Below are 1757 nucleotides of genomic sequence, written 5' to 3' on the forward strand. Positions count from 1 at the left end.
GAGAGTGGGACAAAAATCAGGTTTTTTCTGATTTTTGTCCCACTTTTTTGATTTTAAGGTACACAAAAAGCACACAACCTTGTATGATTAAAGTGACTAAACAAAAATCAAAGGAGTGTGCCTTATGTTTAAAAATTATACCATCAATCAAACCACTTTACCACTAGATATGGAACAATATATTCCAGAAACGGATGTCGCCTTTGCGGTCAATGCCTTAGTCGAATCAATCCCACCATCCCTCTTTCATCAATTGGAACACGAACTTGGTCGTCCAGCCTATCATCCAAAAATGATGTTAAAAATTATTCTTTATGCGTATACCCAACGAGTATTTTCTGGAAGAAAAATTGAGTTTCTATTGGATGATAGTTATCGTATGCGTTGGTTAGCGAATCATGAACAAGTCAGCTATCGCACCATCAATCGATTCCGAAGTCATGAGACAACTGCTCATCTTTTAGCGGAAGCCTTTGTCTTATTCCGACGTCAATTGATTACCAATCAAGTCATTGAGAATGAAGCGATTTTCATTGATGGTACAAAAATTGAAGCAGACGCGAATAAATTCAGTTTTGTTTGGCGAAAAGCAACCTCTCGCTATGAACGTTCTTTGGATGAAAAATCAGAAGCCTTTTATCAAGCACTCTACCAAGAAGAAATTCTTCCTTGTTTAAAAGAAGAAAATCAATCCACTGGATTGACGAGCGACCAATTGGAAGAAGTCGCTCATCACGTAGAAGCGGAATTACAGGAAACAGCGCAACAACTACAAAATGAAAAGCGGAAAGAGGAACAGAGTCAATTAAAGAAAAAGCGAAGAACCTATAAAAAATATCTACGAAAAGTTCAAGTCGATTATCTACCAAGAAAACAAAAATATGAACGGTATCGTCAACTTTTTCAAGAGCGAAACAGTTTTTCTAAAACAGATACTGATGCCACGTTCATGAGAATGAAAGACGACTACATGGGGAACGGACAGCTAAAACCAGGCTACAATTTACAAATCGCAACAGAAAATCAATATGTCTTAGCGTATGACTTATTCTCAAATCCAAACGATACCAAAACATTCAATCCATTTTTAGATCATTTTTTAGACCAGCACAAAGAACTCCCAGAATATATTGTGGCAGATGCTGGTTATGGTAGCGAAGAGAATTACATGTATATCTATGACATCTTACATAAAACACCCTTGATCACTTATAGTGGCTATTATAAAGAAAGGAAAAAGAAGTATAGGAACCAACCATTTCATGTGGAAAATTGGTTGTATCTTGAAGAACAAGATTCATATATTTGCCCAGCAAAACGCCCTGTTCCATTTAAAAAATATAGTCGAAGAAAAGATAAAGGTGGGTTTGTACGGGATTTCAAAATCTATGAGTGTGAGGATTGTCGAGGGTGTCCCCTCCGTTCACAATGTACAAAAATGAAAAGTGAGCGAAATCGACAAATTCAAGTAAATAATAATTGGCGCTATTTTAAAGCGGACTGTAAGAAAAAGCTTTTAGAAGAAAAAACCGGTTCGATTTATCGAAAACGAAAAATCGAAGTCGAACCAGTGTTTGGCCATCTAAAGGCTCAATTAGCGTTCCATCGTTTCCATTTACGTGGAAAAGAAGGAGCGAAAATTGATATTGGGTTGGCACTCATGGTACTAAATTTGAGGAAATTAGCAAAATATATGAAGGGGAAAGTGTCTAAAATAGAAAAAATACGCCCGATTTTGATCTTGTACATCAAAATCA

At 36.4% G+C, this 1757-nt stretch carries 1 protein-coding gene; it reads left to right on the forward strand.

Going from position 1 to position 1757, the window contains the following annotated elements; translation table 11 throughout:
• Positions 1-124 precede the first annotated feature (124 nt).
• On the forward strand, positions 125-1757 hold a 1633-nt coding region (locus ED2_RS14445; RefSeq protein WP_060789927.1), incomplete at its 3' end, for an IS1182 family transposase.

Origin of the sequence: Enterococcus durans NBRC 100479 = LMG 10746, from assembly GCF_001544215.1 — a bacterium.
Taxonomy (GTDB): domain Bacteria; phylum Bacillota; class Bacilli; order Lactobacillales; family Enterococcaceae; genus Enterococcus_B; species Enterococcus_B durans.